Source organism: Falsiroseomonas sp., from assembly GCF_041690465.1.
Classification (GTDB): domain Bacteria; phylum Pseudomonadota; class Alphaproteobacteria; order Acetobacterales; family Acetobacteraceae; genus Falsiroseomonas.
The window spans coordinates 67540-92362 of record NZ_JAWLHG010000001.1; the positions used below are offsets into that span (position 1 = coordinate 67540).

At 74.2% G+C, this 24823-nt stretch carries 20 protein-coding genes; 13 read left to right on the forward strand and 7 right to left on the reverse strand.

Features of this window, described 5'->3' with window-relative positions:
* Positions 1–96: 96 nt before the first annotated feature.
* Complete coding sequence (locus tag ACESM1_RS00350) at positions 97–1344, reverse strand: class I SAM-dependent methyltransferase (protein WP_372616752.1); 1248 nt, start codon at positions 1342–1344, stop codon at positions 97–99.
* Positions 1345–1425: 81 nt separating this feature from the next.
* Here ACESM1_RS00350 and ACESM1_RS00355 point away from each other — a divergent pair, with 81 nt between their 5' ends.
* The 4 genes from ACESM1_RS00355 to ACESM1_RS00370 are packed head-to-tail and all read left to right on the forward strand — an operon-like array spanning position 1426 to position 4823.
* On the forward strand, positions 1426–1944 hold the full coding sequence (locus tag ACESM1_RS00355; protein WP_372616753.1) for an invasion associated locus B family protein: 519 nt from the start codon (positions 1426–1428) through the stop codon (positions 1942–1944).
* The gene (rlmN, locus tag ACESM1_RS00360) at positions 1920–3116 is read left to right on the forward strand and encodes a 23S rRNA (adenine(2503)-C(2))-methyltransferase RlmN (protein WP_372617305.1); all 1197 of its coding nucleotides are present in this window, start codon (positions 1920–1922) and stop codon (positions 3114–3116) included. Before ACESM1_RS00355 ends, rlmN begins: the two co-directional genes overlap by 25 nt.
* A 2-nt stretch (positions 3117–3118) precedes the next feature.
* Positions 3119–3658: an MOSC domain-containing protein gene (locus tag ACESM1_RS00365; RefSeq protein WP_372617307.1), complete on the forward strand. Its 540-nt coding sequence runs from the start codon at positions 3119–3121 to the stop codon at positions 3656–3658.
* Between the two features lie 4 nt (positions 3659–3662).
* A complete protein-coding gene (locus ACESM1_RS00370) occupies positions 3663–4823 on the forward strand; it encodes an MFS transporter (RefSeq protein WP_372616754.1) in 1161 nt (386 codons plus the stop codon).
* On the opposite strand, the gene ACESM1_RS00375 is transcribed toward ACESM1_RS00370, so the two are convergent.
* Together ACESM1_RS00375 and ACESM1_RS00380 are read right to left on the reverse strand one after the other, a co-directional pair.
* Positions 4807–5562, reverse strand: a complete 756-nt coding sequence (locus tag ACESM1_RS00375; protein WP_372616755.1) for a hypothetical protein — start codon at positions 5560–5562, stop codon at positions 4807–4809. The genes ACESM1_RS00370 and ACESM1_RS00375 overlap by 17 nt on opposite strands.
* Entirely contained in the window at positions 5559–6560 is a 1002-nt protein-coding gene (locus ACESM1_RS00380; RefSeq protein ID WP_372616756.1) for an NAD(P)-dependent oxidoreductase, read from the reverse strand. The genes ACESM1_RS00375 and ACESM1_RS00380 overlap by 4 nt, the downstream gene beginning before the upstream one ends.
* A gap of 40 nt (positions 6561–6600) precedes the next feature.
* Between ACESM1_RS00380 and ACESM1_RS00385 the strand changes: the two genes are divergently transcribed.
* Entirely contained in the window at positions 6601–7446 is an 846-nt protein-coding gene (locus ACESM1_RS00385) for an amidohydrolase family protein (protein WP_372616757.1), read from the forward strand.
* 27 nt (positions 7447–7473) lie between these two features.
* On the opposite strand, the gene ACESM1_RS00390 is transcribed toward ACESM1_RS00385, so the two are convergent.
* The 3 genes from ACESM1_RS00390 to ACESM1_RS00400 all read right to left on the reverse strand — a co-directional run bounded on the left by ACESM1_RS00390 (position 7474) and on the right by ACESM1_RS00400 (position 9020).
* A complete protein-coding gene (locus tag ACESM1_RS00390) occupies positions 7474–7815 on the reverse strand; it encodes a hypothetical protein (protein ID WP_372616758.1) in 342 nt (113 codons plus the stop codon).
* Positions 7812–8501: an AzlC family ABC transporter permease gene (locus tag ACESM1_RS00395; protein WP_372616759.1), complete on the reverse strand. Its 690-nt coding sequence runs from the start codon at positions 8499–8501 to the stop codon at positions 7812–7814. Before ACESM1_RS00395 ends, ACESM1_RS00390 begins: the two co-directional genes overlap by 4 nt.
* Positions 8502–8696: 195 nt before the next feature.
* Entirely contained in the window at positions 8697–9020 is a 324-nt protein-coding gene (locus tag ACESM1_RS00400; protein WP_372616760.1) for a TIGR02300 family protein, read from the reverse strand.
* Positions 9021–9088: 68 nt separating this feature from the next.
* On the opposite strand from ACESM1_RS00400, the gene aroA reads away from it, so the two are divergent.
* Genes aroA through ACESM1_RS00415 form a run of 3 tightly spaced genes read left to right on the forward strand, consistent with a single transcriptional unit; the run spans position 9089 to position 11999 of the window.
* On the forward strand, positions 9089–10462 hold the full coding sequence (aroA, locus tag ACESM1_RS00405; RefSeq protein WP_372616761.1) for a 3-phosphoshikimate 1-carboxyvinyltransferase: 1374 nt from the start codon (positions 9089–9091) through the stop codon (positions 10460–10462).
* Positions 10459–11094, forward strand: a complete 636-nt coding sequence (gene cmk / locus ACESM1_RS00410) for a (d)CMP kinase (RefSeq protein ID WP_372616762.1) — start codon at positions 10459–10461, stop codon at positions 11092–11094. The genes aroA and cmk overlap by 4 nt, the downstream gene beginning before the upstream one ends.
* Before the next feature lie 2 nt (positions 11095–11096).
* Positions 11097–11999: a dienelactone hydrolase family protein gene (locus tag ACESM1_RS00415; RefSeq protein WP_372616763.1), complete on the forward strand. Its 903-nt coding sequence runs from the start codon at positions 11097–11099 to the stop codon at positions 11997–11999.
* Between the two features lies 1 nt (position 12000).
* On the opposite strand, the gene ACESM1_RS00420 is transcribed toward ACESM1_RS00415, so the two are convergent.
* The gene (locus ACESM1_RS00420) at positions 12001–12381 is read right to left on the reverse strand and encodes a cupin domain-containing protein (RefSeq protein WP_372616764.1); all 381 of its coding nucleotides are present in this window, start codon (positions 12379–12381) and stop codon (positions 12001–12003) included.
* 388 nt (positions 12382–12769) lie between these two features.
* Between ACESM1_RS00420 and rpsA the strand changes: the two genes are divergently transcribed.
* The 5 genes from rpsA to ACESM1_RS00445 all read left to right on the forward strand — a co-directional run bounded on the left by rpsA (position 12770) and on the right by ACESM1_RS00445 (position 24820).
* Entirely contained in the window at positions 12770–14479 is a 1710-nt protein-coding gene (gene rpsA / locus ACESM1_RS00425) for a 30S ribosomal protein S1 (protein WP_372616765.1), read from the forward strand.
* Between the two features lie 139 nt (positions 14480–14618).
* Positions 14619–14804 carry a hypothetical protein gene (locus ACESM1_RS00430; RefSeq protein ID WP_372616766.1) on the forward strand — a complete coding sequence of 62 codons (186 nt, stop codon included), beginning with the start codon at positions 14619–14621 and terminating at the stop codon, positions 14802–14804.
* Positions 14805–14919: 115 nt separating this feature from the next.
* Positions 14920–15939 carry a C-terminal binding protein gene (locus tag ACESM1_RS00435; protein WP_372616767.1) on the forward strand — a complete coding sequence of 340 codons (1020 nt, stop codon included), beginning with the start codon at positions 14920–14922 and terminating at the stop codon, positions 15937–15939.
* A 226-nt stretch (positions 15940–16165) separates the two neighbouring features.
* The gene (locus ACESM1_RS00440) at positions 16166–17467 is read left to right on the forward strand and encodes a glycosyltransferase family 4 protein (RefSeq protein ID WP_372616768.1); all 1302 of its coding nucleotides are present in this window, start codon (positions 16166–16168) and stop codon (positions 17465–17467) included.
* 51 nt (positions 17468–17518) lie between these two features.
* Positions 17519–24820, forward strand: a complete 7302-nt coding sequence (locus ACESM1_RS00445; protein ID WP_372616769.1) for an SDR family NAD(P)-dependent oxidoreductase — start codon at positions 17519–17521, stop codon at positions 24818–24820.
* Positions 24821–24823: the final 3 nt, after the last annotated feature.

Here is a 24823-nt window from a genome sequence, read left to right on the forward strand (position 1 = left end):
CATCCTCGCAGGGAGCAACATGGAAGGGTCCGGGCCCTGTCCAGGCGCCCGGTGTTCTGTTCGGGATGTGGGCGGCGCGCGAAGCGCGAACAAGTGCTACCCGGCCGGTGCCGCCAGCAGCAGGCGGTTCAGCGGTTCCATCGCACGGATGAGCGCCACGCGGTCGCGCGCCGCCTGCTCGGGCGCGGCGCCGGCGGCGACGACATCGGCGGTGATCTCGCCCCAGCTCCGCCTTCCGTCCACGCGGGCGAGGAAGGCGCCGGCCAAGCGCGGCAGCGGCACCGCGCAGCGCAGCCCGTCCCAGGTGACCGGCAGCACGCCATCGGCACGCAGCCCCTTGGCGAGCGTCGGCCCGTCCAGCTCCCGCAGCACCGGCACCGATGCATCGTCCTCCCAGGGCGGCGCGATCACGCGGTCTTCCGCGCGCACGCAATAGGCGATGTGGATGCCCATGTTGCCGCAGATCGCCTCGGCCAGCGCCGCGCGCTGGATGGGATCGAGCCGCGCGGTGCGGGCGCGCAGCTTCGGGTCCGCCAGCCAGGTGTCGGGGTCGTAGCGCAGCGGCTCCACCAGGGTGGCGATGCGCAAGCCAGCGCCGGCGACCAGCGCGGCCAGCTGCGGCACGGTGAAGGCGATGTCGCGGGGGTTCAGCAGCAGGTCGTAGAGGCCGGCATCGCCGCCCTTCAGATGGTCGGTGATCCAGGAGTTGCGGCGCAGCCAGGCGGTCTCCGGCGCCTGCTTCCACAGCCGCTTCGCCACCTCCACCCGCTCGGGCGGCGCTTCCTCCGGCGGAGTGAGCAGGCGCAGCGCGTCCTGCAGCATGTAGACGCCGGTGCGGCCATGCGGCGCATAGACCATCAGCCCGATCCCGCCCCCCGGCGCCAGCACCGAGACCAGCGCGGCCAGCCCCGCGGCCGGGTCCGGCAGGTGGTGCAGCACGCCGCAGCAATCGATGTAGTCGAAGGGGCCGAGGCCCGAACCCGGCAGCTCCAGGATCGAGCCGTCCTGGAAGGCGATATTCTCCAGCTTCCGCGCCGCCGCCCGCGCCGTGGCGACCTTCCGCGCCTGCGCCGAGCGGTCGAGCCAGGTCACCCGGCCGGGGCGGCCGAGCCAGGCCATCTGCTGCGCCAGCATGATCGTGCCGTCGCCCGAGCCGCCGCCGGCCATCAGCGCTTTCAGCGGCCGGCTCGCGGGGCGGCGCGCGCCGAAGATCCAGTGATCCACCTCCCGCAGGTGGGAGGGGCTGCCGACGACGAGCCTGCGCGCCTCCTCCCGCGGGTCCCGGGCGGGGTAGGGGTAGGCCTCGTACTGGGCGGCGAGCTGCCGGTCGGCGGAGTCGGTCATGGCAGGCCTGCATAGGCGTGCCGCGCGGGTGGCGGAAGCGCGGCGGTTGTCCCGTGCCGGGGCGCGCCGTATCTAGCGCCCATGCCTCGCAACAATTCCCTTGTCGCCGGCCTGGTGCTGGCTGTCCTGCTCGCGCTTCCGGCGGCCGCCCAGCAGGGGCCGCAGCTTCTCGGCGAGCACGGCGCCTGGACGGCCGCCACGCATCAGGAGGGCGGCCAGAAGGTCTGCTACGCCTTTGCCCGTGCCGCCCGCAGCCAGGGCGCGCCGGCCAGTCGCGGCGCCGTCACGCTGACCGTCGCGCATCGCCCGAACGGCCGCGACCAGGTGGCGCTCTCGGCGGGCTATCCGCTGGGGCGCGCGGCGCAATCGGTGCTGGCGGTGGGCGAGCAGGAGTTCCGCTCCTACGGCGTGGTGCGGACTAGCGCCTTCTTCGACAGCAGCCGGGAGCTCATCGCCGCTTTCCGCCGCGGGCGGGACGCGGTGGCGCGCACGCCCGCCCCCACCGGCGGCGGGGCCGTGACCGACACCTTCTCCCTCAGCGGCTTCACCGCCGCCTATGAGGCGATCGGCCGCGCCTGCCCGGCGAGGGCGGCGCGTTGAGCGATCTCACCTCGGCGGAACGGGACCGCATCCTCGCCAAGGCCGCGATCTTCGCGCCGCCCGCGGCGACGCTGCCCGATGGCCGGCGCGACCTGGTCGGCCTCTCGCGCGAGGAGCTGGCGGCGGAGATGGTCGCGATCGGCGAGAAGCCCTTCCGCGCCCGCCAGCTCTGGCACTGGATCTACCACCAGGGCGAGACCGACTTCGCGAAGATGCCGACCATCGCGAAGCCGATGCAGGCGAAACTCGCCGAGCGCTTCGTCGTCGGGCGCCCCGAAGCGGCGACGGTGCAGACCAGCGAGGACACGACCCGCAAGTTCCTGTTCCGCTTCCGCGACGGGCAGCAGGTGGAGACGGTCTACATCCCCGACCGGCACGAGGATCGCGGCTCGGTCTGCATCTCGACGCAGGTGGGCTGCACCCTCTCCTGCCGCTTCTGCCATACGGGAACGCAGAAGCTGGTGAGGAACCTCGGTGCCGCGGAGGTCGTCGGCCAGTTCATGGCGGCGCGTGATTCCTACGGCGAATGGCCGAGCCCGAAGGACGGCACGCCGCGGCTGCTGTCCAACATCGTCGTCATGGGCATGGGCGAGCCGCTCTACAACTACGAGAACACGGCGAAGGCGCTGCGCATCATCATGGATGGCGAGGGCATCGGCCTCTCGCGCCGGCGCATCACGCTGAGCACCTCGGGCGTGGTGCCGATGATGGACCGCTGCGGGGAGGAGCTGAACGTCAACCTCGCCGTCTCGCTGCACGCCGTCACCGACGAACTCCGCGACGAGATCGTGCCGCTGAACCGGAAATACCCGATCGCCGAGCTGCTGGCCGCCTGCCGCCGCTATCCCGGCGCGACCAATGCGCGGCGCATCACCTTCGAATACGTGATGCTGCGCGGTGTGAACGACAGCGAGGCGGAGGCGCGGGAGCTGGTGCGGCTGATCAAGGGCATCCCCGCCAAGGTGAACCTGATCCCCTTCAATCCCTGGCCCGGCAGCCCATACCTGACCAGCAAGCCCGAGCAGGTGCGGCGCTTCGCGGAAATCGTGGAGGCGGCCGGCTATTCCAGCCCGATCCGCCGCCCGCGCGGCCGCGACATTCTCGCCGCATGCGGCCAGCTCAAGACGGACAGCGAGCGCGCGAAGCGCACCCCGAAAGCCGACGCGGCGTGACCATGCCCGTCGTGCTCGCCGTGGCGCGCAGCCCGGTGCACGGCTTCAGCAAGCCGGTCGAGCCCCGCATCCGCCTGCTCGCCGGCCTCGGCGTGGAGGGCGACGCGCATCTCGGCGCCACGGTGAAGCACCGCTCCCGCGTCAGGCGCGACCCGACGCAGCCCAACCTGCGCCAGCTCCACCTGGTCCATGCCGAGCTGATCGAGGAACTCGCGGAAGCGGGCTTCCGCGTCGCGCCCGGCGCAATGGGCGAGAATGTCGTCACGCGCGGCCTCGACCTGCTGGCGCTGCCGCGCGGCGCCCGGCTGCGCCTCGGCGCCGAGGCCCTCGTCGAGGTCACCGGGCTGCGCAACCCCTGCCATCAGCTCGACGATTTCCAGCCCGGGCTGATGGCCGCCACGCTCGGCCGCGACGCCGGGGGAAGGCTGATCCGCAAGGCCGGCGTCATGGCGGTGGTGCTGGCCGGCGGCGAGGTCGCGCCGGGCGATGGCATCGTCATCGAGCTGCCCGCCACGCCGCATGCCCCGCTCGAGCCGGTCTGAGGGGTTGAACCCCGTCTCGCCGCCGATCTGGCTGATGGCGATGGCCGCCTTCACCGTCGGCTGCGGCATGCGCATCCTCGATCCGCTGCTGCCGATGCTGGCGGGCGAGTTCGGCGTCGGGCTCGGCGCCGTGGCGCCGCTGATCGGCGGCTTCGCCCTGGCCTACGGGCTCGGCCAGCTTGCGGCCGGGCCGCTCGGCGATGCACTCGGCAAGATGCGCGTGGCGGCGGTGGCGATGGCGATCTACGCCGCCACCCTGCTGGGCGCGACGCTGGCGGGCGACCTGTTCTCGCTGCTGCTGATGCGCATCGCCTCCGGCCTGGCGGCGGCGGCGACCATTCCGCTGTTCATGGCCCATATCGGCGACCGCGTGCCGTATGAGCACCGCCAGGGGACGATCGGGCGCTTCCTGACGGGGATGGTGATGGCCACCCTGCTGGCCGGGCCGATCTCCGGCACGGTGGCGGAATTCGCCGGCTGGCGCAGCTCCTTCCTGGTGCTGGGCGGCATGGGGGCGGCGATCGCGCTGCTGTTCATGCTGCTGCTCGGCCCGGTCTGGAAGGAAGGCGGGCGCGGCGGGTCGGGCGGGCTCGGCGGCTTCATCCGGCTGTTCGGGCGGCCGGCGGGGCGGCGGCTGATGATCGCGGCGACGGCTGACGGGATGCTGCTGTTCGGCGGCGCAATTCCCTTCATCGCCTCGCTGCTCATCACCCGCTTCGGGCTCTCGGCGGCGACGGCGGGGCTGATCGTGGCGGGCTTCGGGATCGGCGCCTTCGTCTATACCCGCGCGGCACCCTGGCTGGTGCGGAAGCTCGGCGAGCGCGGGCTGGTGCTGTGGGGCGGCGTCGGCCTCACGGCGGCGCTGGTGGCGATGGCGCTGGCGCCCGTCTGGTGGGTGGTGGCGGCGGCGCAGGTGGTGTTCGGCCTGCACTTCTTCATGCTGCACGGCGTGCTGCAGGCGCGCGCCACCGAAGCCCTGCCGGAGGCGCGCGGCACCGCGGTGGCGGGCTTCGCCATGTCGCTGTTCCTCGGCCAGAGCCTGGGTGCGGTGGTGTTCGGCGCACTGATCGCCGCCGCCGGCTTCACCGCCGGCTTCCTGGTCGCGGCGGCGGGCACGGTCGCGCTGACCTTCGCGATCCGCGCAAAGGTCATCCCGAAGGCCTGAGCGCCTCCAGCTCCCTGGCGACCTGCCCCTCGATCGCCGCGCCCAGCCCGTGCAGCGCCGTGGCGCCGTCCGCGCCATCCATCACCCGGTGGTCGAAGGAGAGATAGGCGTCCAACTCGCCGGTCTCCGAGATCGGCCCGTAGGAGAGGAAGCAGGGCAGCACGCTGACGCTGTCCACGATGGCGGCGCCGTGCCGGCCGAGTGCCGAGACCGCGAAGGTGCCGCCATAGCGCAGCAGCGGCCGGCCGATCGCCAGCGCGTAGCGCAGCAGCAGCCGGCGCAGCGGCCAGGGCTGGCGGGCGAAGCGCATCTGCCGCCGGTGCGTGCCGACATTCTCCGCCGGGCTGCGCTTCGCCGCGCGCAGCGCCTCGGCCAGCACCGGCAGCGGCGTCGCGTGCGGCTCGGTGAAGCGGGCCATGCCGAGCAGCGGGCCGGCCGCTTCGTCGCGCTCCAGCACGATGCAGCCGATGGCGTGCGGCACCTCGATCAGCCGCGGCGAGGGCAGCGTGGCGTGCACGCGGCGCAGCTCCGGCTGGCCTTCGGCGGCGAGCGCCAAGCCCTTCAGGAAGATCGTCGTCCAGGGCGGCCGCGGCGCCGGCAGCGCGGCGCGGGCGGCGCGCGCCCGCGGCAGCGCGAGCCGCGCCGTGATGACGCAGCGCGGCACCCGCAGCGAGGCCCAGGAAAGATCGGCGATGGTCTGCCGGCCTGGCGAAGGGCGGATGATCCGCCGTGCCGTCACCCCTGCCATCCGGACAGCCGCGCAAGGCGCGTGGCGGCCTCGGCGTTCAGCGCGCGCTCCGGCATGCGTCCCGCCGCCAGCGCGGCGATCTGGCGGACGGTGTCCATCGCCTGGTGCTCGGCGGCTTCGGGCGTCAGGCCGCCGATATGCGGCGTCGCCACCACATCCGGCCGGGCGGCGAGCGCGGGGTTCGGCCACTGGTCGGGCGCGCTGCCGACATCCATCGCCGCCGCCGCCACCTGGCCCGAATCCAGCGCCGCGGCCAGTGCATCCTCGTCCACCAGCCCGCCGCGCGAGAGGTTCACCAGCAGCACGCCACGCTTCGCCTTCGCCAGCGAAGCCGCGTTGACGATGTGATGCGTGGAGTCGTTCGCCACCGCCAGCGGCATCAACACATCGGCCTCGGCGAAGACGCGGTCGAGGGACACCGATTCCACGCCGGCGTCGGCGATGGTAGCGAAGGGGTCGTGCACCAGCACACGCATGCGCAGCGCGACGGCAAGCTCCGCCACGCGCCGCGCGATGCGGCCATAGCCGATCAGGCCGAGCGTGCGCCCGGCGAGCTGGCGTCCCATCCGCGGCACCGGCACGCGGCCGGCATGGAAATCGGCGGCGTAGGACGACACGCCGCGCGCCAGGTCCACCATCATGCCGATCGCGAGCTCGGAGACGCTGTCGCCGAAGCCGGGCGTCGCCTGCGTCACCAGCACGCCGGCGCGCGAGGCCGCGGCGATGTCGATGGTCGAGACATCCACCGCGACGCGCAGGAAGGCGACCAGGTCGGGCGCGTTCTCGAAGGTTTCCGCCGTGCCGGGGGTGGAGCGGTCGGCGACGATCGCCTGGCTGCCGGCGGCGGCCTCGGCCAGCGCGCGGCCGGAGAGTGGGGTGTCACCCTCGTGCAGCGTGACCTCCGCGACCTCCCGCAGCGCGGCCAGGGGGCGCTCGCCGTAGTAGTTCGCCCGCATCTCCGGCGTATGCGTCAGGAACACCCGTAGCATGGCCTCGTCTCCGTCCCGGTTCGGCACTAGCCTAGCAACCATGGACGACGCCGCCATTCCCTTCACCGCCGGCACCGCGCCGCCGCGCATCACGATCCCCGCCGGCGCGGTGGATTGCCATCATCACGTCTATGACGCCGCGGCGCCGGTCGCAGCCGGCGCGCGGCCGCATGCGACGGCGCGGCTGGCCGACCATGCGCGGCTGCTGGCGCGGCTGGGGGTGGAGCGGCACGTGCTGGTGCAGCCCTCGACCCATGGCTTCGACAATGCGCTGCACCTGGCCGCGCTGGCGGAGGCGGGGCCGCGCGCGCGGATGGTGGCGGTGCTCCCGCCCGACGCGAAGCCGGCGGAGCTGCGCGCGATGGCGGCGCAGGGCGTGGTGGGCGCGCGCGCCAACCTGATCAGCAGCGGGCTGCTGACGCTGGCCGATGTGGCGCCGCTGACGCGCCTGCTCGCCGATGCCGGCTGGCATCTGCAGGTCTTCGCCACCGCACAGATGATCGCCGACCTCGCCCCGGTGCTGCGGGCGGCACCCTGCGAGGTGGTGTTCGACCATTTTGCGCAACTGCCGCTCCGCGACTGGGCCGCGCATCCGGCCTGGGGCGTGGTGCTAGAGTTGCTGCAATCCGGACGCGGCTGGGTGAAGCTCTCCTCGCCCTACAGCCTGGACCAGGCGAATCCGCTGGCGGTGCGCGATCTTGCGCGGGCCTTCGTCGGAGCGGCGCCGGAACGGATGGTCTGGGGCACCAACTGGCCGCATCCGAATGCGACCGCGATGCCGGATGATGCCGCGCTGCTCGATGCGCTGGCGGAGTGGGCGCCGGAGGAGGCAACGCGGCGCGCCATCCTGGTGGAAAACCCGGCGCGGCTTTATCGCTTTGGCTGAAAGCCTGTCTGTGGATTAAGCCTTCGCTCAAAGAAGACCTGACCCTGCGGCGATCACCGCCCAGCCTGCCAGCAGGCCGGCCAGGCCCGCCAGCAGCGTCGGCAGCATGCGCGCGCCGAACAGCCGCCAGCCGAGCACCCCCGCCGCCACGCCGGCCAGCCGCGCAGGCCAGGGCACCGTGGCCAGCAAGCCGCCTGGCGTGGCGATCGCCAGCACGACGAAGGCCGCCAGCGTCGCCAGCGAGACGGCCGCGGCCCAGGCGATGAAGGGATGATCCGGCCGCAGCGCGCCGCCGAGCAGCATCCCCGTCCCGCGCAGGCCGAGCATCGCCAGCACCGTCAGCCCGAGCGCGAGATCGGCCTCGGTCATCGCCTCTGCCACAGGAAGGCGATGGTGCCGCCCACCAGCCCGGCGCCGAGCAGCCCCCAGGCCGGGCCAAGCCACAGCGCCAGCGGCGCCGCCAGCGCGCCGCAGATCACCGCGCTGCGCACCCCCGGCCGGCCGAGATCGGCGGCCAGCAGCAGGGCGAAGTAGAGCGGGTTGGTGAACAGCAGCGCCGCGCGCAGCGCCACCGGCAGGGATGGCGCCAGCCAATGCCCCGCCGCGGTCGCCGCCAACCCGGCGGTCCAGGAGGCGAGGGCGAAGCCGAGGAACCAGGGCAGGCGCTCATGCTCGGGCAGCCCCGGCAGGCGGCGCATGGCCGGCGCCCAGGGGGTTATGGCAATGAAGGGCGTCGCCAGCAGCCGCTTCCAGCCCGGCCGGCGCGGCCCGAGCAGCGGGGCGATGGCCACCGACATCGGCAGGAAGCGCGCATTCGCCGCCGTGGCCGCCGCGACCGCCGGCAGCACGCCCGCGCCCGCGCCGGTGGCCAGCCCGAGCAGCACCAGCTGCCCCGCCATGCCATAGACCGCCGCCGAGCAGAGCAGCGCCCAGCCGAGGGGCAGCCCGGCCTCCGCGACGGCGGCGCCGAAGGCCAGGAAGGTGACGCCCATGGCTAGGGCGGGGGCGCCCAGCGCCTCGATCGCGCCGATGCGGAAGGGGGTGGGTCGCGGCACGGGTGGTATGCTGCCCGCTGCCGGCGGGTTCGTCAGCCTGGGCCCAAGCACGGCCCAGCCAACCGGACCACGGGCCGCAAGGCGGCCCCGCGCGCAGAGCCGGCAATTCAACTCAGCGCCACAGCGCGTCGGCGCGCAGGCAAGGCGGCGGCTTGCGGCGCTGCTGCAAGGCCGCCCGCCGCCTGAGGGCCTGGATCAAGTCTCCTCTTCGCGGTCGGTCTCGACCTCGATGTCCTCGCCCAGCGTCTCGTCGGCGTCCTCGAGCTCCTCGGCGTCCTCGATCGCCTCGTCCGCCTCGTCGGCGTCCACCTCGACGATGTCCTCGGCCTCGGCCTCGGCCGGTACCACGCGCTTCTTCACCCGGTCGTCGGGTGGCGCGGGGGCGCGCTTCAGCTTCGGCTGCTCCGCCGGCTGCTCCGTCCCGCACTTCGGACAGACAGCAGGGGCGCGCGTCATGTCGTAGAACTTCGTCCCGCAGGAGACGCAGATACGCTTCAGTCCGAGTTCAGGCTTGGCCATCAGGAACCGCCAGGCAAAGGGGTCCGCGCGATTGCCACTTCGCGCCCTGCATGTCAAACGCCGCGCCCATGCAAGGCTCTGCCCCGCGCGCTGCGCACGACCCGACCGCCCCCCGCCCGCTGGCCGCCCGCCCGCCCGCCCGCCCCCTCTCCGGCGAGGCCCGGATGCCCGGCGACAAGTCCATCAGCCACCGTGCATTGATGTTCGGCGCGCTGGCCGTCGGCACCACCGACATCACCGGCCTGCTGGAAGGCGAGGACGTGCTGCGCACCGCCGCCGCCATGCGCGCGCTGGGCGCGGAGGTGGAAAATCGCGGCGGCGGCAACTGGCGCGTCGCCGGGCGGGGGATCGGCGGGCTGGTGGAGCCGGCGGACGTGCTCGACATGGGCAATTCCGGCACCGCCGCCAGGTTGCTCTGCGGGCTGCTGGCGGGGCACCCGATCTTCGCGGTGATGACCGGCGACGCCAGCCTGCGGAAGCGCCCGATGAAGCGGGTGACGGAGCCGCTCTCCGCCACCGGCGCCCGATTCGCCACCCGCGCCGGCGGGCGGCTGCCGCTGGCGGTGGAGGGTGCCGCCGATCCGCTGCCGCTCGACTACCTGGTGCCGGTGCCCTCCGCGCAGGTGAAATCGGCCTGCCTGCTGGCCGGGCTCTGCGCCCGCGGCGTGACGCGGATCGTGGAGCGGGAGGCCACCCGCGACCACACCGAGAACATGCTGCGTCACTTCGGCGCGACGGTCGGCGTCTCGGTCGAGGGTGCCGGCCGGGTGATCGAGCTGACGGGCCAGCCGGAATTGGTGGCCGCCCCCGTGGTGGTGCCGGGCGATCCCTCCTCCGCCGCCTTCCCCGCGGTTGCCGCGCTGCTGGTGCCGGGCTCCGAGGTCACGCTGCGCGGCGTGGGGATGAACCCGTTGCGCGCCGGTCTGTTCGCCACGCTGGCCGAGATGGGCGCCGACATCACCCGCCTCAACGAGCGGGTGGAGGGCGGCGAGCCCGTCGCCGACCTGCTGGTCCGGGCCAGTGCGCTACGAGCGATCGACGTGCCGGCGGACCGCGCGCCGAGCATGATCGACGAATACCCGATCCTCGCGGTGGCCGCCGCCGCCGCCACCGGCACCACCCGCATGCGCGGCCTGAAGGAGCTGCGGGTGAAGGAGAGCGACCGCCTCGCCGCCACCGCGGCGCTGCTGGAGGCGAACGGCATCCGCTTCGCGATCGAGGGCGACGACCTGATCGTGCATGGCGTGGGCGGGCCGCCGCCGGGCGGCGGCCTGGTCGTCACCAATATGGATCATCGCATCGCCATGTCCGCGCTGGTGCTGGGCCTGGCGTCCCGCGCGCCGGTGGTGGCGGACGACGCCGCCTTCATCGAGACATCCTTCCCCGGTTTTTCCGAGCTGGTGAACCGGCTGGCGGGCGAGGCGGCGCTGGCAGCGCCGTGACAGAGCCCAGGGTCGTCGCCGTCGATGGCCCCGCCGCCGCCGGCAAGGGCACGCTGGCCAGGCGCCTCGCCGCCGCGCTGGGCCTGCCCTATCTCGACACCGGGCTGCTCTACCGTGCCGTCGGCCGGCGCGTGCTGGACCGCGGCGCCGATCCGCGCGACGCCGCGGTCGCGGAAGCCGAGGCGCGCGCGCTGACCGCCGCCGATCTCGACCGCGCCGACCTGCGCGGGCCGGAGGCGGACATGGCGGCCTCGGCTGTCGCGGTGATCCCCGCCGTGCGTGCCGCGCTGCTCGACTGGCAGCGCGCATTCGGTCGCAGCCACGGCGCGGTGATGGATGGGCGGGACATCGGCACCGTCATCTTCCCCGACGCCCCGGTGAAGCTGTTCGTCACCGCGAGCGCCGAGGCCCGCGCGAAGCGCCGCCATGCGGAATTGCTCGCCCGCGGCATCGCCCGCGACCTGGCGGCGGTGGAGGCCGAGATGCGCGCCCGCGACGCGCAGGATGCCGGGCGCTCCACCGCGCCGATGAGGCCCGCCGAGGATGCCGTGCTGCTGGATACCACCGCGCTCGGGATCGAGGAGGTCTTCGCCACCGCGCTGGACCTCGTGCGCGCCCGCCTCGGAGCGTGACGATGCAGGACCTGCCCGCCCGGATCGAGCTGCATCCGATCTCCACGCTGACGCTGACCGATGCGCAGTTCCTGCGTGGCGAGGCGGCGGGCACGCCGACCACGCTCGCCGCCATGCTCTCGCTGGCCCAAGGAGGTGGGCGGCAGCCGATGGTGCTGCTGATGCATGGTTCGGGCGGGATCGGGCCGTCCATCCCGCTCTGGGTGCGGCAGATCAACGCGATCGGCGCCGCCGCCTGCGTGCTGGACGGGTTCAGCGGGCGCGGCCTGGTCTCGGTGAACCAGGACCAGGCCAGGCTCGGACGGCTGGCCTTCGTGCTCGATATCTACCGCACGCTGCCGCTACTGGCGCGGCATCCGGCGATCGATGCGTCGCGGATGGCGGTGCTGGGCTTCTCGCGCGGCGGGCAGGGCGCGCTGTATTCGGCGATGGCGCGGTTCCACCGCATGTGGAACCCGGGCGGGCCGGTGCCCGTCGGTACGCTCGCCTTCTACCCGGATTGCTGCACGCGCTACCTGGAGGACACGGCGATGGTGCCGGGGCCGATCCGGGTCTTCCACGGCACGCCCGACGACATGAACCCGATCGCCCGCGCGCGCGAGCAGGTGGAGCGGCTGGCGGCGGCCGGGCATGACGCGGCGCTGCTGGAGTATCCGGGCGGGCACCACGCCTTCGACAACCCGCTCTCGCCCGCCGCGGCGCGCGTGCCGGCGCAGAGCGTGCGCGATTGCCGGATCGAGGAGCGCGAACCCGGCCTGCTGGTCAATGCCGCCACCGGCGCACCCTTCGGCTACGACGATCCCTGCGTCGCGCGCCAGGCGCATATCGGCGGCAACCCGGAGGCGGCTGCGGCCGCGCGGCGCGATGTGCTGGGTTTCCTGCGGGGGCTGCTGAGCCTCGCGTGATCTACCAGGCCTTGATCGGCGGCGATTTCACCTCGACCGAGACGGTCGGCTCCAGCGCCTCAATGTGGTGCTCGACGCCGGGCTCGTTGTACCAGGCGTCGCCCGGGCCGGCGATGAACTCCTGCCCTGCGATCGTCACGCGCACCTTGCCGCTGACCACATAGACGATCGACTCATGGTCCGCATGCACATGCGGCTGGGAGGCCTGGCCGGCGGCGAAGGTGGTCTCCACGAACAGCATCCGCGGCGTGACCATCAGCGTGCGGAGCTGCACCTCGCTGCCGAGCGGACGGCCCTCCACCGCCGTCATGCGGGTGATCTCGGCGTCCTGGCGCGCGGTGAAGACGCGGCCGAGCGGGGATGCGGCGCGGGCGGTGGACATCGGGTGTGCTCCCTTGGCAGGTGCGGCCAGCATGCCCGAAGGCGCGGCGGCAGGGCCAGCGCAACGGATTCCAGTTGACTCCTTAATGCTTCACGCGTAACGCCCGCCCCCGAACCGCGTCCCCGGCAACGGGCCGCGGTGCCCCTGCTTTGGCGGCAAGGGGAACGATCCTTCCGGCGACCACCCTCACAGGTCACGCCAGGTTGGGGCGTCGCCGCCAGACCGGGGCCGGGACCGGTGGCCCGTCGCAACCCGCCTTCAGCCCAGGGGCCGTTCGGATCCAAGGGGGATCCGCAGCGGCCACGTCGTGTCCGCGGAATGACCGCGGAGGCGCATACCGCATGGCCCGCCCGTCCCGGCGCGGCCACCACCAGGAACCGCATACCGCATGGCAAGCGCCACCACCCTCGCCCGCAACCCGGAAGAGGATTTCGCCGCCCTTCTCGACGCGACGCTCGGCGACAACACCGGCTTCGCCGGTTCGGTCATCACCGGCAAGGTCATCCGCGTGGATGACGACTTCGCGATCGTGGATGTCGGCCTGAAGAGCGAGGGGCGCGTCCCCCTCAAGGAATTCGCCCCGCAGGGCCAGAAGCCGGAAGTGCAGGCCGGCGACACCGTCGAGCTCTTCGTCGAGCGTTACGAGGACCGCGACGGCTCCATCGTGTTGAGCCGCGAGAAGGCCCGGCGCGAGGAAGCCTGGACCAACCTCGAGAAGTCCTTCACCGCGCAGCAGCGCGTGAACGGCGTGATCTTCGGGCGCGTCAAGGGCGGCTTCACCGTGGACCTCGGCGGCGCGGTCGCGTTCCTGCCGGGCAGCCAGGTGGACATCCGCCCCGTCCGCGACGTGACGCCGCTGATGGGCAGCCCGCAGCCCTTCCAGATCCTCAAGATGGACCGCGCCCGCGGCAACATCGTCGTCTCCCGCCGCGCCGTGCTGGAAGAGACCCGCGCCGAGCAGCGCGCCGAGCTCGTCCAGGGCCTGAAGGAAGGCATGGTGCTCGACGGCGTGGTGAAGAACATCACGGACTACGGCGCCTTCGTGGATCTGGGCGGCGTGGACGGCCTGCTGCATGTCACCGACATCGCCTGGCGCCGCATCAACCACCCGTCCGAGGCGCTGAACATCGGCCAGGCGGTCAAGGTGCAGGTGATCCGCTTCAACCCGGAGACCCAGCGCATCAGCCTCGGCATGAAGCAGCTGATGGCCGATCCCTGGGACGGCGTGGCGACGAAGTACGCCGTCGGCGGCAAGTTCTCCGGCCGCGTCACCAACATCACGGACTATGGCGCCTTCGTGGAGCTGGAGCCGGGCGTCGAGGGCCTGGTGCACGTCTCCGAGATGTCGTGGACGAAGAAGAACGTCCATCCCGGCAAGATCGTCGCGACCAGCCAGGAAGTGGACGTCGTCATCCTCGACGTGGACGGTCCGAAGCGGCGCATCTCGCTCGGCCTCAAGCAGGCCAGCGGCAACCCGTGGGACGTCTTCGCCGAGCAGCACCCGCCCGGCGCCGTCATCGAGGGCGAGATCCGCAACATCACCGAGTTCGGCCTGTTCGTCGGCCTCGGCCCGGACCTCGACGGCATGGTGCACATGTCCGACATCAGCTGGGACGAGCCCGGCGAGGTCGCCATGCAGCGCTACAAGAAGGGCGACATGGTCCAGGCCAAGGTGCTGGACGTGGACATCGAGAAGGAGCGCATCTCGCTCGGCATCAAGCAGCTCCAGGCCGATCCGGCCGCCGAGGTGCTGGACCGCGTCCGCAAGGGCGAGGTGGTGACCTGCATCGTCACCAAGGTCGAGGCGAACGGCATCGAGGTGAAGGTGGACGACGTGCTCACCGGCTTCATCCGCCGTGCCGAGCTTGCGCGTGACCGTGCCGACCAGCGCCCCGACAAGTTCGCCGTGGGCGAGAAGGTCGATGCGAAGGTGACCGCCGTGGACCGCGCCGGCCGCCGCCTGGCCCTGACCATCAAGGGCAAGGAAGTGGAGGAGGAGCGCGAGGCGATGAAGGAGTACGGCTCGACCGACTCCGGTGCCTCGCTCGGCGACATCCTCGGCGCGGCGATCCGCCGCCGCCAGGCCGGCGAGGAGTAGTCCGCGCGCCGGCCAAGCCGGCGCAGGGAGACCGAAGGAACCCCGGGCAGCGTCGCTGCCCGGGGTTTTTTCTTGCTCGGCAAGGCCAGCCGGTCCGGTGCGTCAAGGGCGCGGTCCCGTCGCTGCTGGAGGCGAGCAGGTGTTCGGCGCGCAGCGCCATCGCGCGCGGCGGGCCGCCGGACGCAAGACGGCTTCCCCCGCTCTCGTGCTGCGCGGCGAGGTGCGGGTGATCGCCGCCACCGCCACCCGGCTGCATGCGCCCACCGCGCGCGACCTCGGCGCGTCAGCCGCGAATCATGGCGCGAGCTTCGTCAGCGCCTCTTGAGCCCGCCGCCATGCGGCGTGCGCTCCTCGGCGAGCGGGCGGATCGCAGCGCCCCGCCTTGCGCGCCAGCCGGCGCTGTCCGATACGCGCCTGATCACGAATCGGAGCGGTGGAACGTGGCGCGACTGACGGTGCTCGAACCGGAGGCGATGTATCCGGATACCTCCCTCGAACAGGAGGTCTTCGGCCCCGAGGTCGAGATCCTGCACGGTGGGGCGCCGCACACCGAAAGCCTCGACATGCTGCCCGACGAGGTCTGCGCCCGGGTGGACGGGCTGCTGATCTTCCGCCACTGGCTGAAGCCGCACCACATCGCGCGCTTCCCGAGGCTGAAGGCGGTGGTGCGGATGGGCGTCGGCTATGATCGGCTCGACCGTGCCGCCTGCGCCGCGCGCGGCATCAAGGTCTGCAACGTGCCCGATTACGGCACGATGGAGGTGGCGGACCACGCCATTGCCCTGACGCTGGCGCTGCGGCGCGGCATCGCGCTGCATCACGACCTGCAGCGGGCGGACCCGCCCGCGGCCTGGCGCTACGTGGACAGCCCGCTGATCCGCCGGCTGGAGGTGCAGGGCTTCGGCATCGTCGGGCTCGGGCGGATCGGCACCGCGGTGGCGCTGCGCGCCAAGGCGCTTGGCTTCAAGGTGCGCTTCTTCGACCCCCACCTGCCGAACGGCGTGGACCGCGCGCTCGGCATCGGCCGCGCCCGCACGCTGGAGGAGTTGCTGGCCGGCGCCGACGTGCTCTCGATCCACGTGCCGGACACCCGCACCACGCGCGGGCTGATCGGCGCGGCGCAGCTCGCCCTGCTGCCGAAGGGCGCAGTGGTGATCAACACCGCTCGCGGCACCAGCCTCGACATCGAGGCGCTGGAGGCGGCGCTGCGCTCAGGGCAGCTGGCCGGCGCCGGGCTGGACGTGATCCCAGTGGAGCCGCCGGTGGAGCCAGTGCCCAACCTGCTCGCGGCCTATCGCCGGCGGGAGCCCTGGCTGACGGGGCGGCTGATCGTGACGCCGCACAGCGCCTTCCATACGCCGGAGGCCTGGGCCGATATCCGTCGCAAGAGCGCCGAGACGATGCGGGACGTGTTGCTCCACGGCCACTCGCACAACGAAATCCCGCCACACTCGGATTGAAATGCTCGCATAGGTTGTGTAGTCTCGCGCATTGCGTGTTGTCTGCGCAATGCAATGAGCGTAGCGTGCCCTTCGCCGTAACACACGTTTGATTGATCGCGATCATGTTGCGCTGCATAATACCAGCGCGTCAAAAGTTCGGCGGCATATAGGCACTTCCGGGCGAATGTTCGCCCGGGGCGGCTGGAGCGGCTCGTAAGTCGGCTTTCAGGTCGTGGGGGAGCGGTTGCAGGTCATCCTCGATATCTCCCGGCTGCTCACCGTGGCGCACCGCCCGGCGCCGACCGGCATAGACCGCGTGGAGCTCGCCTATGCCCGGCGCTGGGCCGCGGAGCCGGAGGGGCGCTGCACCTTCGTCGCCGAGATGCCGCTGTTCGGCTTCGCCACCTTGCCCCGCAATATGGTCGCCGAGCTGGTGACCGCGCTGGAAGGCGCCTGGCTGCATGGCGGGCGCAGCGCCGCCACGGTGGCGCGCCGGGCGCGCCTCGCCCTGCCCTTCGGCCGCAGCGCCCTGGTGGAGCTGCTGCGCCGGCCCGCCCCCAAGGCCTTCCTGCTGGTCTCCCACCGCGCGCTGGAACGGCCGGCCCGGATCGCCGCGATGCGCCGGCAGGGCTGCCATTTCGTGCCGCTGATCCATGACCTGATCCCGCTGCAGCACCCCGAATTCGCCCGCGCCGGCCATGCCGACCGCCACCGGCGGCGCATCGCCACCACCGCCTCGCTCGCCGATGCCATCGTGGTGAACTCCGCCGCCACCGGCGAGGAGCTGACCCCCTGGCTCGCCGGCCGGCCCATCCCACCGCCCATCGCCGTCGCCCCGCTCGGCGTCACCCCGCCCGAGGTGGAGGAGCCGCCGGTGGCGCTGCGCCCCTATTTCGTGGCGCTCGGCACCATCGAGCCGCGGAAGAACCACCTGCTGCTGCTCAATCTCTGGCGGCAGTTCGCGGCGAGCCTCGGCCCCGCCGCGCCACGCCTGATCGTGGTCGGCCGCCGCGGCTGGGAGAATGAGAACGTGCTCGACATGCTCGAGCGCTGCGCGGCGATCGACGGCTTGGTACGCGAATGCGGCGCGCTGCCGGATCGCGAGGTCGCCTCGCTGCTGCGCGGTGCGCGCGCCCTGCTGTTCCCCTCCTTCGCCGAGGGCTTCGGCCTGCCGCTGGCGGAATCGCTCGCGCTCGGCGTGCCGGCCATCGCCTCCGACCTGCGCTCGCTGCGGGAAGTCGGCGGCGCGGTGCCCGACTACATCGACCCGCTGGACGGTGCCTCCTGGCGGAATGCCGTGCTGGACTATGCCCGCCCGGACAGCCACGCGCGCCGTTCGCAGCTCGGCCGGCTCAGCGGCTGGAAGCAGCCCACCTGGGCGGACCATTTCGCCGCGGTGGACCGGCTGCTCGAGGTGCTGGTGCGCCAGGCCGGCGGCGCCCGGCCGCCGCACGCCCCGGCCGCCACCTTGGCGCCAGGCCGTGCCGCGGCGCGGGAGAAGGCCGCCGCTATGGACGGCCTCGGCCGTGACGAGATCGCGCCGTGAGCCGCCGCCTCCGGGCGCGCGCCGCACGCCCCTGACCCGCGGCGCGACGCAGTGACCTCACGCGGCCAAGGCCCGCGGCGGGCGCGCCCCGCCGGCGGTGCGGTCCCCGTCGCCATCCTCGGCGCCGCCTGCCGGCTGCCCGGCGCACCGGACCTCGATGCATTCTGGCAGCTGCTGGAACGCGGCGGCGATGCCGTCTCCACCCTGCCGGCCGACCGCTTCCCCCAGGCCGCCTTCTTCCACCCGCGTCGCGGCGAGCCGGGCCGCGCCTATACCTTCGCCGCCGGCCATGTCGGCGACGCCTATGCCTTCGACGCCACCGCCTTCGGCATCTCCCCGCGCGAGGCGGCCGAGATGGACCCGCAGCAGCGCCTGCTGCTGGAGGTGACGCTCGGCGCCGTGGAGGATGCGGGATGGCGGCCCTCGGCGCTGGCGGGGCGGGAGGTCGGCGTCTTCGTCGGCGGCTCCGCCACCGACTACGCGGAGCTGCGCCTGGCCGACCCGGCGGGCGGCGACCGCTATTTCATGACGGGCAACGCGCTCTCGATCCTGTCGAACCGGCTGACCAACGTGTTCGACCTGCGCGGCCCGGCGGAAACCATCGACACCGCCTGCTCCTCCTCGCTGGTTGCGTTGCACGCGGCCTGCCGGGCGGTCGCCGAGGGGCGGGTGAAGGCGGCGGTGGCGGCGGGGGTGCAGATGCTGCTCTCGCCCTACGCCTTCATCGGCTTCTCGCGCGCAGGGATGCTCTCGCCGACCGGGCGCTGCCGCGCCTTCGACGCGGCGGCGGATGGCTATGTGCGGGCCGAGGGCGCCGGCGCGGTGCTGCTCAAGCCGCTGGATGCGGCGCTGCGCGACGGCGATGCCGTGCGCGGGGTGATCCTCGGCAGCGGCGTGAACAGCGCCGGACGGACCATCGGCCTCGCCCTGCCGAACCGCGAGGCGCAGGCGCGGCTGATCCGGCGGGTGATGGCCGAGGCCGGCGTCGGGCCGGACCGGCTCGCCTATTTCGAGGCGCATGGCACCGGCACCCAGGCCGGCGACCCGGCCGAGGCCTGGGCCATCGGCCACGCCGCCGGAGGTCTCGGTTGCCGCTCCGCGGAGAGGGGGCGGACGGCGAAGCTCGCGGTCGGCTCGGTGAAGACGAATATCGGCCATCTGGAGCCGGCATCCGGCATCGCCGGGCTGCTCAAGGCGATGCTGGTGCTGGAACACCGCGTGGTGCCGGCGACGCTTCACCAGGAGAAGCCGAACCCCAACATCGACTTCGACGCGCTCAACATCCGCATCCCCGCCGCCACCGAGACGCTGGACGCAATCACCGAGCCGGTGGCGGGGGTGAACTCCTTCGGCTTCGGCGGCACCAATGCCTGCGTGCTGCTCGGGCCCGCGCCGAAGCCGCGCGCGGCACGCAGGGGCCAGGCGGGCGCGGCACCGCCGCTGCTGCTCTCCGCCCGCTCCGCCGCGGCGCTGGCCGAACTCGCCGGGCGCTGGCAGGCGCGGCTGGAGGGCGCCACCCCGAGGCAGGCGGCGACCCTGGCGCGCGGCGCGGCGCGGCATCGCGACCTGCTGCCGCACCGGCTGGCGCTGCGCGGGCGGGGCGGCACCGGGATGGCCGCCGCGCTCGGCGCCTGGCGGGACACCGGAAAGGCCGAAGGCGTGACGGCCGGCGAGGGTGCCACCGGTCAGACCGCGCTCTGCTTCGTCTTCAGCGGCAATGGCGCGCAACACGCCGGCATGGCACGCATTGCGCTGGCCCATTCGTCGAGCTTCCGGCGCGGGATGCAGGCGGCCGACGCCGCGCTCGCGCCGCTGCTCGGATGGTCGCCGCTGGCGCGGATCGCGGCCGGCATCACGGCGGAGGAACTCGCCGCCACCGACATCGCCCAGCCCACCCTCTTCGCCATCCAGGCGGCGATGCTGCCGGCCCTGGCCGAGCAGGGGCTGCGGCCTGCGATGGTGCTCGGCCATTCCGTCGGCGAGGTGGCCGCCGCCCATGCCGCCGGCCTGCTCGACCTTGATCAGGCGGCGCGGCTGGTGGTGCGGCGTAGCCGCCACCAGCATGCGTGCCGCGGCAATGGCCGCATGGCCGCGCTGAGCGCCACGCCCGAGGAGGCCGCGGCGATTCTCGCCGGCACCGGCATCGAGATCGCCGCCATCAACGCGCCGGCCGCGCTGACCCTCGCCGGCCCGCAGGCGGGGCTGGAGCAGGTGCGCCGGGAGGCCGAGGCGCGGCGGCTGGCCTTCGTGCCGCTCGACCTCGACTACGCCTTCCACAGCGCGGCGATGGACCCGGTGCGGCAGGGCCTGCTCGCCGACCTCGCCGATCTGCGCTGCGGCGCGGCGGCGCTGCCGATCTTCTCCACCGTCACCGGCGCGAAGCTGGCGGATGGCGAGGCGGATGCCGGCTACTGGTGGCGCAACCTGCGCGAGCCGGTGCGCTTCGAGGCCGCGGTGCGCGGCGCGCTGGCCGCCGGCGCACGGCTGTTCCTGGAGATCGGCCCCAACCCGGTGCTGCAATCCTACCTGCGCGAAACCCTGCGTGCGGCAGCGCCCGATTCGGGCGGGTCCACGGCGATCCTGGCGAGCCTGTCCAAGCGCGATGCGGATGCGGCCGATCCCTTCCCGGCCATCGCCGACCGCGCCTTCGCCGCCGGCGCCGATCCGCGCGACGGCCCCGCCTTCCAGGGGCCCGCCGAGCGCCGCCTGCCGCTGACGCCCTTCGCGCGCCGCCGCTTCTTCCATGCGATGACGCCGGAAGGCGCGCGGATCACCGACCCGGAGCAGGACCATCCGCTGCTCGGCTTCCGCCGCGGACAGGAGCCGGGGGTCTGGACCCGGCTGCTCGACACCGCGCTGGAGCCCTGGCTGGCCGATCACCGGCTCGGCGCCGATGCGGTGCTGCCGGCGGCGGCGATGCTCGAGATGGCGCTGGCCGCCGGCCGCGCCCGCCACCCGGAGGCCGGGGCGCTGGAAGCCGCGGAGTTCCGCATCCTCCGCCCGCTGGTGCTGGAGGCGGCGCAGGCGCGGGAGGTGCGCAGCAGCCTCGACCCCGACGGCGCCTTCCGCCTGGAAAGCCGCCGGCGGCTGGCGGAGGAAGGCTGGACCCTGCACGCCCTGGGCGAGGTCCGCCCCGCCACGCCGGCCGCCCTGGGCCTGCCGGCCACCGCACCGCCCGGCGCGGAGACGCTGGCAGGTGCGGAGATCCGCGCCCGCGCCGCCGCGCTCGGCCTGACCTATGGCCCGGCCTTCGCCGCGGTGGAGAGCGTGCAGGCCGAGGATGCGAAGGTCCTGGTCCGGCTTTCGCTGCCGGAGGCCGCGCCCGCCGATGCCGGCTTCCTGCTGCATCCCTCGCGGCTGGACGGCGCCCTGCAGGGTCTGTTCGCGCTGATCGACCCGGCGCTGATGCCGCCCGGCACGGGGCTGGTACCGGTGAAGGCGGGGCGGCTGGTGGCGCTGGCCGCCGGGCAGCCGGCCGTGACGGCCGAGCTGGAACTCACCCGCCGCGGCGCCCGCTCCGCCGCCGCCCGGCTGGTGTTGCGCGACGATGCCGGCCGCGCCGTGGCGCGGCTGGAGGAAGCGGTGTTCCAGCGCCTCGCCCTGCCCGGGGCCGCCGATCCCGCCGAGGCGGCCGCCCGCATCGAGCTGCTCCCCGCCGCCGAGGGCGCGCCGCCGCCGCCCGCCCTGCCCGCCGCCATCGAGGCCGCGCGCAGCCACGCCGCCGCGCATGACCTCGGCGAGGCGGCGTTGCTGCTGGAGGCGCATGTCGCCGCCGCGGCGCAGGAGGTGCCGCTGCGCGCCGCCGCGCCGGAGGCCGCCGCCTACCTCGCCTTCCTGCGGCTGTCGCTGGTCGAGGACGGCGCCGCCGAAGCCGGCCCGCGCGGCTTCCGCCTGCTGCCCGAAGCCGCGCTGCCCCCCTCCGCCGAGATCTGGCGCTCGGTGCTGGACGAGCACCCGGAACTCGCCCTCGACCTCGCCTGGATTGCCGAGGCGGCGGAGCGGCTGCCGGAGGCGCTGCGCGGCCAGCGCCGCGGCGTGGCGCCGCCGCCGCTCGGTGGCGCCGCATTCGGCAGGCTGGCCGATGCGCTGGCCGCCGCCGTCGCCGCCTTCGCCGCCGCTTGGCCGGAGAACCGGCCGCTGCGCATCCTGGAAGTCGGCGCCGCGGGCGACCTGCTGGCGCGGCGCGTGCTGGCGCGCCTCGCGCCACTCGGCCGCCGGCTGCACTACCTGGCCGCCGGCGAGGCGCGCATCCCGCTGCCCGCGGCGCAGGGCACCACGCTCGACTCCGCGGCCTGGGATCCGCGCGGCGGCGCGCCACCGCCGATGGTGGCGGACCTCGTCATCGGCCTGGCGCCGGCCGCCCGGCTGCGGGCCGGGGCGGCACTGGCCGGGGCGCTGCGCCCGGCACTCGCGGAGGGTGGCGCGCTGCTGCTGGCCGAACCGCTGCCCGGCCGCGCCTGGACCTTCGTCTGCGGCCAGGACCCGGCCTGGTGGACCGGGCTCGGGGCCGATCCGGCCGGCGGATCGGATGGCGGCGCGCTGCCGGATGCGACGCTCTGGCTGAACCGGCTGGGCGATGCCGGCTTCCGCGCCGCGACAGCGGAGAAGCTGCCCTGCGCCCCCTGGCCCGCCGTGCTGCTCGGTGCCGAGGCGGCACCACCCCCCGCCGCCGCGCGCCCCGCCGCGCCGCGCACGATGATCTTCGCCGCGCCCGCCGCGGCCCCCCTGGCCGAGGCGCTGGCGGCGCGGCTGGTCGCCGCCGGCACCAGGGTCGAACACCTGCCGCTCGGCGAGGCGCCGCCGCCGCGCGCGCTGGCCGGGGCGCGGATGCTCGTCTTCCCCGCGACCGAGCCCGCGGGGCTGGCGGAGACGCTCGCCGCACTGGTCCGGCTGGCCGAGGCCGCCACCGGCAGCGCAGCCGGCTTCGTGCTGGTCACCGAGGGCGGCGCGCAGCCGCCGGAGGGGCGGCACCTGCCCGCAGCCGCCGCCGCGCGCGGCCTGTTCCGCGTGCTGGCCAACGAAATGCCGGCGCTGCGCCCGCGCCGCATCGACATCGCGCCCGGCCTGCCGGTGGAGGCCGCGGCGCGGCGCCTGGCCGCCGAGCTGGACGCGCCGGATGCCGAGCCGGAGGTGACGCTCGCAGCGGCCGGGCGCCTTGTGCCGCGCCTGCTGCCCGGCCTCGCCGCGCCGCCGCCCGCAGGGCCTCTGCGGCTCGGCATCGGGCAGCCCGGCCGGCTCGGCACGCTGCGTTGGGAGAGGGCGGAGACACGCCGCCCCGGCCCCGGCGAGGTGGCGATCCGCGTCGAGGCCGCGGGGCTCAACTTCCGCGACCTGATGTGGGCCCAGGGCCTGCTGCCGGAGGAGGTGCTGGAAGCCGGCTTCGCCGGCCCGACGCTCGGCATGGAATGCGCCGGCGTGGTGGAGGCGGTCGGGCCCGGCGTCGCGCTGCGCCGTGGCGCACGGGTCTTCGGCGTGGCGCCGGCCGCCCTCGCGGCCCGCGCCATCACCCGGGTCGAGGCGCTGGTGCCGCTGCCGGAGGGGCTTTCGCCGGAAGCCGCGGCGACCATCCCGGTCGCCTTCCTCACCGCCGTCCATGCGCTGGAGGAATGCGCACGGCTGCAGCCGGAGGAGACGGTGCTGATCCATGGCGGCGCCGGCGCCGTGGGGCTGGCCGCCTTGCAGGTGGCGCAGGCGATCGGCGCACGGGTGGCGATGACCGCCGGCTCGCCCGCCAAGCGCGCGTTCCTGCGCGCCGCCGGTGCCGAGCTGGTGCTGGACAGCCGCGACCCCGGCTTCGCCGATGCGCTGCGCGCCGCGTGGCCGGACGGCGTGGATGTCGTCCTCAATTCACTCGCCGGCGAGGCGATGGAGCGCAGCCTCGAACTGGTGAAACCCTTCGGCCGCTTCATCGAGCTCGGCAAGCGCGACTTCGTGGAGAACCGCCGCGCACCGCTGCGCCCGTTGCGCCGCAACGCCACCTATTTCGCCGTGGACGTGGACGAGCTGCCGCGCGCCCGCCCGGCACTTGCCGCGAAGCTGCTCGCCCGCATCCGCGAGCGGGTCCAGGACGGCAGCCTGCGCCCGCTGCCGCATGCGGTGTTCGGGCCGGACGAGATCGAGGCGGCGTTCCGCACCCTCCAGGCCTCGGCGCATATCGGCAAGCTGGTGGTCCGCCCGCCGGCACCGCGCGAGGCGGCCCTCGCCGCCCCCTGGCTGCCGGGCGAGGCTCATGTCGTGGTCGTCACCGGCGGCACGCGCGGCTTGGGGCTGGAATGCGCGAAGTGGCTTGCCCGGTCCGGCGTGCGGCATCTCGCCCTCCTCGGAAGGCGCGGCGCGATGGAGAATCCAGCGGCGCTGCGCGACCTCGCTGCGCTCGGCGCCCAGGCCGCGATCCACGCCTGCGACGTGGCGGATGCCGAAAATCTGGATGCGACGCTGACAAGAATCCGCGGCGTGCGGCCGATCGGCGGCGTGGTGCATGCCGCCGGCATGCTGGACGACGCCGCGGCGGTGGCGATGGACGCCGCCCGCTTCCGCCGCGTGCTGGCTCCCAAGCTCGATGCCGCCGAACACCTGGACCGGCTGACCGCGGAGGATCCGCTTTCGCTGTTCCTGCTGTTCGGCTCGGCGACCACCGCCTTCGGCAATCCCGGCCAGGCCAACTACGTCGCCGCCAATGCCGCGCTGGAAGCGCTCGCCCGCCGCCGCCGCGCCGCGGGGAAGCCGGCGCTGGCCGTCGCCTGGGGGCCGATCGCCGATACCGGCATGCTCGCCGCCGATGCCGGCAAGGCGGCGGCGCTGCACCGCCGCCTCGGCGTCGAGTCGATGACCGCGGCGGAGTCGCTCGCCGCGCTGCCGGCGCTGCTTGCCGCGCCGCATGCGGCGCCGCTGCTCGCCCGGCTCGGCGAGGCCGGGCAGCGGCTGCGCCTGCCGGTGATGGAGGAGCCGATGTTCGGCACGCTGGCCGTCGCCCAGGCCGCGCCCGATGCCGGCGACCTGCGCGCGCGCCTCGCCGCCATGCCGGCCGACCAGGCCGAAGCCACCCTGCTGCGCCTGGTGCAGGAGGAGATCGGCCGCATCCTGCGCCTGCCCGCCGAGGCGGTGGGCGCGGAGGCGGCGGTGGCGGGCCTGGGCCTCGACAGCCTCGGGGCGCTCGAGCTGCGCGGCGCCCTGGAATCGCGGCTGGCCTGCCAGGTGCCGATCGCCGGCCTGTCCGAGGAGTTGACGGTTGCCGCCCTGGCGCGGCAGATCGCCGCCGGGATCCTGTCGCCGGCGAACGGGGGCGAGGCCACGATCGCCGTGCTGATGGAAAGTTTCGAGCCGGCGCCGGGGGCGATCCGCGCGGCCGAGTAGGTT